The 7107-nt window shown below is 72.9% G+C and carries 5 protein-coding genes and 2 pseudogenes; 5 read left to right on the top strand and 2 right to left on the bottom strand.

Features of this window, described 5'->3' with window-relative positions; genetic code table 11:
- Positions 1–230: pseudogene (locus ACIBAI_RS28180) on the bottom strand (hypothetical protein); the annotation flags it as partial.
- A 387-nt stretch (positions 231–617) separates the two neighbouring features.
- On the opposite strand from ACIBAI_RS28180, the gene hemB reads away from it, so the two are divergent.
- A complete protein-coding gene (gene hemB, locus ACIBAI_RS28175; RefSeq protein ID WP_399038557.1) occupies positions 618–1613 on the top strand; it encodes a porphobilinogen synthase in 996 nt (331 codons plus the stop codon).
- A gap of 36 nt (positions 1614–1649) precedes the next feature.
- On the opposite strand, the gene ACIBAI_RS28170 is transcribed toward hemB, so the two are convergent.
- Positions 1650–2420, bottom strand: coding sequence for a DUF4232 domain-containing protein (locus ACIBAI_RS28170; protein WP_399038555.1), 771 nt, complete (start codon positions 2418–2420; stop codon positions 1650–1652).
- Between the two features lie 212 nt (positions 2421–2632).
- Between ACIBAI_RS28170 and ACIBAI_RS28165 the strand changes: the two genes are divergently transcribed.
- The 4 genes and pseudogenes from ACIBAI_RS28165 to ACIBAI_RS28150 all read left to right on the top strand — a co-directional run.
- Positions 2633–4105 carry a helix-turn-helix domain-containing protein gene (locus ACIBAI_RS28165; RefSeq protein ID WP_399038554.1) on the top strand — a complete coding sequence of 491 codons (1473 nt, stop codon included), beginning with the start codon at positions 2633–2635 and terminating at the stop codon, positions 4103–4105.
- Positions 4106–4781: 676 nt separating this feature from the next.
- A complete protein-coding gene (locus ACIBAI_RS28160; protein WP_399038552.1) occupies positions 4782–5690 on the top strand; it encodes a zinc-binding dehydrogenase in 909 nt (302 codons plus the stop codon).
- Positions 5691–5760: 70 nt separating this feature from the next.
- Positions 5761–6678 (top strand): AraC family transcriptional regulator, encoded by a 918-nt coding sequence (locus ACIBAI_RS28155; RefSeq protein ID WP_344599714.1) that lies wholly within the window; start codon positions 5761–5763, stop codon positions 6676–6678.
- Positions 6679–6999, top strand: a pseudogene (locus ACIBAI_RS28150) (transposase); the annotation flags it as partial.
- Between the last annotated feature and the right edge of the window lie 108 nt (positions 7000–7107).

The following is a 7107-nucleotide window of genomic DNA, read 5'->3' as shown; positions in this document are numbered from 1 at the left end:
AGGGCGTTGGCCTCCTGGATGACGCGCTTGCCGCTGTCGGGGTCCGCGAGGATGCGGGCGATGGCGACGCGCAGGTCGTCCACGTCCATCTCGTCGTAGGGGGAGGCCGTCTCCGACGCCGCGGCGGCGGCCGGGGTCGTCGTGGCGGCGGCGTGGGACGGAGCGGTGAGCAGCAGGGCCGGGGCGAGGGCGCCGGCGGCCACGGCGAGGGCGGTACGGGTCAGTCTCACGAAGTGAACCACCTTGTGTCGTAGTCACGGAACGGCGCGGCGGAGTGCCGCGAAGAGATCGTTCCAGGGGGAAGCGGCCGGGACGCTACCAGGACCAGGCAGTCTTCGCAGATCTTTAACTGCCCACGGCAGGCAGGCAGTTCCGTCGTGATCCGGGCCGCCCGGCGGTCCGGACGGAAGCCCTCGGCGGCCGGGCGGACCGGAACGCCCGGGCCCGGTGTCGCGGGGCCGCGGGGGAACGGACCGGGCCGCCCGCGCAGCCCGGGCCCGGTCCGGGACCGGCAGCCCGCCGCCCCGGAGGCAGCCGGTCACGCCCGCGTCCGTGGAGCCGCCGCGCCGACGCCGCGTCGGCAAAGGCGGGGGCGGGGCGGGCGTAGCGTAGAAGGCATGACGACGTACGGATCCTTCCCCGGCACGCGGCCGCGGCGTCTGCGCACCACCCCCGTCATGCGCCGGATGGTCGCCGAGACCAGGCTGCACCCCGCCGACCTCATCCTCCCGGCCTTCGTGCGCGAGGGCGTCAGCGAGCCGGTGCCGATCGCGGCGATGCCGGGCGTCGTGCAGCACACCCGGGACAGCCTGAAGAAGGCCGCCGCGGAGGCCGTCGCGGCGGGGATCTCCGGGATCATGCTGTTCGGCGTGCCGGAGGAGTCGAAGAAGGACGCGCTCGGCACGGCGGGCACCGACCCGGACGGCATCCTCCAGGTGGCCCTGCGCGACGTGCGGGCCGAGGTCGGCGACGACCTGCTCGTCATGTCCGACCTGTGCCTCGACGAGTTCACCGACCACGGGCACTGCGGGGTCCTGGACGAGCAGGGGCGGGTCGACAACGACGCCACCCTGGAGCGGTACGCCGAGATGGCGCAGGTCCAGGCCGACGCGGGCGCCCACGTGGTCGGCCCCAGCGGGATGATGGACGGGCAGATCGGGGTCGTCCGCGACGCCCTCGACCAGATCGGCCGCGAGGACGTGGCGATCCTCGCCTACACCGCGAAGTACGCCTCCGCCTTCTACGGGCCGTTCCGCGAGGCCGTCGGCTCCTCGCTGCAGGGCGACCGCAAGACGTACCAGCAGGACCCGGCCAACGTCCGGGAGTCCCTACGGGAACTGGCCCTCGACCTGGAGGAGGGGGCCGACATGGTGATGGTCAAGCCGGCCGGGCCCTACCTCGACATCCTGGCGCGCGTCGCGGACGCGGTGGACGTGCCGGTCGCCGCCTACCAGATCTCCGGCGAGTACTCGATGATCGAGGCCGCCGCCGAGAAGGGCTGGATCGACCGGGACCGGGCCATCCTGGAGACGCTGACCGGCATCAAGCGGGCCGGTGCGCGCAACATCCTCACCTACTGGGCCGTCGAGGTGGCCCAGCGGCTCGGACGGTAGTTCCCGCCGGTTCCCGGCGGGCCGGGGCGCCGGTTCTCAGTAGGCCAGGGCGTCGGCCATGCTCGTCCGCCAGTACGTCACCCTCAGCGAGCTGTCGTAGTGGACGCCCTCGGCCGGCAGGGCCGGGGTCGCGGCGGGGCCGCCGCTGCTGCCGGGGGTGCGGCCCTGGAAGCCGACGGTGAGCCGGTGGCCGGTGGCGCCGCCGTCGCCGCTGCCGTCGGCGGCCGACAGCAGGACGCCCGCGTAGCCGGACTCGCCGGGCGCGAGGGTGGTCACCGCCTGCGGCTTGGAGCTCTCGATCGCCTGCGGGGCCCACTGCATCCCGTCGAAGCGGAGCACCGGGTAGTAGGTCAGGTCACACGTCTTCGCGCCGGTGTTCTTCACCGTGATCAGCAGGTGGTTGAGGGGGCGGGGGACCGGCCGGGCGGTGACGGCGGTGTTGGAGCCGTTGCAGGAGACGCGGTTCTCCGGGGCGTGGGGGTCGGTGTCCGCGCTCGCGGCGGAGGGCGTGTTCCGGCCGGAGGCGGAGCCCCGGCTCGCGGCCGGGCCCTCGTCCGAGGAGGCCGTGGCCGTGGACGAGGACGAGGAAGAGGACGAGGACGAGGACGAGGACGAGGGGGAGGCGGCCGGGGCGCCGGTGCCGTCGGCCGTGGGCGCGGCGGTGGTCGCCGCCGCGGTGGGCCGCTGGGCGCCCTCGTCCCGGGTGCCGGTGCCGTCGTTGCACGCGGTGAGGGCCAGGGCGGCGAGGGTGACGCCGGCGGCGGCGAGCAGGCGGGTGCGGGGGAGAGCGGTGCGGTGGGTGCGCATGGCTGGTTCCTTTCCGATGGGCGTGAGCCGGAGGCCGCCGTCCGACCGGAGACCGGCAGCGGCGTGCTTGGATGACCAGAGCTTGTGCGGCAATCCGTCCCGGCCGCCACATCCACCGGGCGATCAGGGACGCTGGAACACCCGCACCGGCCTGACCTGGGGGAACGACCCTGCCCTGGAACGGGGACATGGGATGCGGGAACGGAGGCACGGTGTCGGACGGCACTGCCGCGGCTGACTTCGCCGCGATGCTGAAGGAGCTGAAGGACCGCTCCCGGCTGAGCTACGGGGTGCTCGCCAAACGGCTCCACATGAGCACGTCGACGCTGCACCGGTACTGCAACGGGGACGCCGTGCCCACGGACTACGCCCCCGTCGAACGGCTGGCCCGCCTGTGCAGGGCGACACCGGAGGAGCTGGTGGAGCTGCACCGCCGGTGGGTGCTGGCGGACGCGCTGCGCAGGCGCAAGGGGAGCGGGGCGGGAGGCCCCGCGGCGGCGGGGGCGCCGGTGGCTCCGGAGGCTCCGGTGGCCCCGGCTGCTCGGGTGGCTCCCGCGGAGACCGCGCCGCAGGCTCCGGAAGTCCCCGCGGAGACCGCGCCGAGGACACCGGAGGCCGTGCCGGAGACACCGCAGACCCCGGGGGCCGGCGCGGAAACGGCGCCGGTGCCCGCGTACACGGCTTCGGAAGCGGTCGTGACCTCGGCGGCCCCGGCGGGATCCGCCGCTCCGGCGCACCGCCCCGGTGCGCCGGAGCGGCGCCGCCGTGCCCGTGCCGCGGTCACCGCCGGGGCCGCCGTGGCCGCCGTCCTCGGGGCCGTCGTGTTCGCCGTGAACCAGCCCTCCGGCGGTACGGACGGCGACGGGCGCCGGAGCCACGCCGGAGCCGTCGCGCCGGCCGACGACGGGACCCGGGGAACCGCGTCCCCGTCCACCACCCGCTCGTCCTCGTCCTCCTCCTCGCCGTCCGTCTCCCCCTCCCGGAAGGAGGAGGACAAGCCGAAGGCGGCCGGCCCGTCGGCCACCGCGAGTCCCACGGGCGGCAGGCGCGGCGGCGGATCCGGGACCGGCGCCTCCTCGGCCGCCCCGCTGACCGTGAACACGTTCCCCTACGACTGGGAGAACCCCTGCGCCCAGCACTATCTGGTCGACCGGCCGCCCGGCGAGGTGGAGAAGCCGCCGCTGGAGCAGGACGCGCCCGCCTGGGTGGCCGGGTACGGCGCCGTCTCCTCCGGAGAGCAGTACGTGAAACTCACCGTGCAGGGCACCGGCGAGGAGACGGTGGTCGTGGAGGGCCTGACGGTCCGGATGGCCGGCAAGCGCGCACCGCTCGCCTGGAACGACTACGCCATGGGCTACCCGGACGTCGGCTGCGGCGGCGACGTGCCCAAGCGCTCCTTCACGGTCGCCCTCGACGCCGTGCGCCCCGCCGTCGTCCCGGACGCGGGCCACCAGGACTTCCCGTTCACGGTGAGCCGGTCCGACCCGGAGGTCTACTACATCCGGGCCGACGCCTCCGCCTACGACGTCAGCTGGTACCTGGAGCTGACGTGGTCCAGCGGCTCCCGGCGCGGGACGGTGACGGTGAACGACGACGGCCGCCCGTTCCGCACCAGCGGCAACAACGGGCGTCCCGCCTACGAGTTCTCGCTCAGCAGCGACGAGTGGGTCGAGGCGGGCACCTGAACCGGACCGTGACCGTCCCGGGCGCGGCCGCTTCGGGCCGCGGCACCGTGTCGCGCCGCGGGCACGGCCGGCTGCCTCGCCAGGTCGCGACGGGCCTTCGAGCGCGTGAAAGCTCTCACCGTCATCACGCCGATCGCGATCATCGGCGTCGACCTGATCCCGGGTGTCCCGAGGCTGTGCCGAGTTGAGGCCGTTCCTGGTGTCACCCGTGTGTGGTCGCCGGGCGTGTATCGGCTCCGGATTCCGCATCGACGATCAGGCGCTGGCAGAGCGCGCGGCTCTCGCGCGGAGCGGCATCTCCGCCCCGATGCGCCTGGCCCGCTCCCGCCGCGCCTCCGCCCCCTCCCCGAAGCGGTACGCCCACTCCGGCGTCGGCGCGGTCGCCCGGAACGTCACCCAGCGCGACCCCGCCGCCCGACGGAAGTGCTGACGCCCAAGATCGTCACATTGCCGGGCATGTCTGTGCCCGGCACCGCGTCAATCACCGGGCGGGTGCGGGGTTCGACGCGCTGCGAGTCGCACTGACACAGATCGTCAACTGATTGATTCTCACGGGTCTGGCCGCTGTCCCGGCCCTGCGTAGGCTTCCAAGAAGGCGGCGGTGCGGATTTGCGCACTCGATCTGTTGCCACGCCGAGTGTTCACCCACGTCCGCGAGAGAAGGATGCACACCCCTATGCGCGCCCTTGTGGTCGATCACAGTGACGCCGGACCCGTCCGGTTCGCCGATGTCGATGAGCCCGTACCGTCCACCGGCGAGGCGTTGGTGGAGATACGACACATCGGTCTCAACTTCGGAGAGCTGAATTACGTGCGCCAGTGGCCGGCCGGCGCTGTGCACGGTCACGACGCGGCCGGCGTCGTGGTGCGCGCCGCATCCGACGGCTCGGGGCCGCCCGAAGGTACGCGCGTCGCAGTGGGAATGGCGTCCCACGCGTGGGCGGAGCGGGTGGCAGTCAGCCCCGCCTCGCTCGGCACCGTCCCTGAGGGCGTGGACCTGGCCGACGCCGCTGCGCTCGGGATCGCCGGAGTCACCGCATTCCGGGTGCTGCGCAAGCGTTCCCTGCTGGCGCGCAATGTTCTGGTCACCGGCGCCAGCGGGGGCGTGGGGCACTTCGCCGTCCAGCTGGCGGCGCTGGCGGGCGCCCGGGTGACGGCACTCGTCGGTTCGCCGGAGCGGGCCGCCGGACTCCGTGAACTCGGCGCCGACAGGGTCCTGACCGATCTGGCCGAAACCGGGGACCGGTTCGACCTGGTCCTGGACACGGTCGGCGGGCCGCTGGTGGCCCAGGCGTGGAGTTCCCTCGCCGAGGGCGGCACCATCCACCTGGTCGGTTACTCCTCGGGGCAGGAAACCACGTTCCCGCCAGGGGCCTTGTTCGGCTTCGGTGAGCCCCGCAGCATCGCCACCTACGGGGACATGACGCCGACCAGCGGGGAGCTGACGGATCTGCTGGGCCTCATGGCCGCCGGGAGGCTCTCGGCACTGATCGGACTGCGAGGCGACTGGCAGGACGTGGGCAACGCCGTCCAGGCGCTGTTCGCGCGGAAGGTGCGCGGAAAGGTCGTTCTTGACGTGGCCTGAAGCTGTGGACGAGGACACAGGCGCTTCGCCCTCCGGTGGGCGGTTCGCGGCGGTGGACGAGAATGGACCCATGGATGCGCTGGCGGAGGTCTTACGCGTTTCGGGTGCGCGTGGGGCGCTCGGAGTCGTGCTGAAGGCCGGAGGAACCTGGGGCCTGTGGCTGGACTCCTATCCGGGAGCGGCACTGCACGTGGTGTCCCGCGGCACTGTGTGGCTCCATGTCACGGGCGAGAAGCCTCTTCAGGTGCAGGCCGGAGACGCCGTCCTGGTGTCGCCGGGCACCGCACACGGGATAGCCGGCGGCGCCGGCGTGACGATGGGTTCCTGCGACCGTGAGGCGGCGGCCCGGGCTTTTGGCGATGGCCGGGCCCTGCGGCTGGGCTCGGCGCCGGTGCAGACGGAAGTGATCGTCCTGCACTACGAGCAGGACCCGGAGGTGCGCACACCGGTGCTTACCTCCCTCGCCCGGCCGATGCACGTCACAGCCCAGGAGAACGCGCAGCTCAGAAGGAGCGTCGAACTCCTCGCTGCTGAACTCGCACAGCCGCAGATCGGCACCACCGCCGCCATCAACAGCATCGTCGACCTTCTGCTCGTCCAGTTCGTTCGCGCCTGGCTGGCCCGCCACCCGCAGGAGCAGTCCGGCTCATGGCTGGGAGCGATGCGTGATCAGGTCGTGCGCGACGCTCTGGCATGTGTCCACGCCCGACCGGGACACCCCTGGACCACGGAGACCCTGGCCGCCGCGACGAGCGTCTCCCGGGCGACGCTGTCCAGGCGTTTCCGGTCCGCCCTCGGACAGACGCCGGGTGCGTACCTGACGCAGTGGCGCATCGACCTGGCGTCCGTCAGGCTCCGCGATACCGATGAGCCGGTCGAGTCGATCTCCGGCGCGGTCGGATACGGCTCTCCGCACGCTTTCAGCCGTGCCTTCAAACGTGCCCGAGGCACGGCCCCGGGCGAGTACCGTTCTCGATTTCGCAAGTGACCGCTCGTGCGTGGGATCCCGCCCACTCGCTCCCGTCGCGGCCCGCGCCGCCGGCGTCCGGCCAAGCTCCCCGCAGACAAGGGCTATGACTACGACCACCTGCGGAAACGGCTTCGTGGGCGTCGTATCCGCCACCGCATCGCCCGCAAGGGCATCGAGCCGTCCACGAGGCTCGGCCGACACCGCTGGGTCGTCGAAGGAACGGTCTCCTGGCCGGCCGGATGCCGACGCCTGCACCGCCGCCACGAGCGCAAGGCCGAGCACTTCCTGGCCTTCATCGGCATCGCCGCAGCACTCATCAGCTACCGCCGACTCACCGACTGGAACAACCTCTTACTGAGGTTTTCGTTAGTTCTGTGGGCGTGGCGGACTCGTTGGTGGGAGCCTGGGGTCGTGTCTTTCAAGCCTTCGCGTGCTGTCTCCGGGTCT

The organism is Streptomyces sp. NPDC051041 (assembly GCF_044456065.1).
Classification (GTDB): domain Bacteria; phylum Actinomycetota; class Actinomycetes; order Streptomycetales; family Streptomycetaceae; genus Streptomyces; species Streptomyces glaucus.
This window is presented reverse-complemented; position numbering and strand designations above follow the sequence as displayed.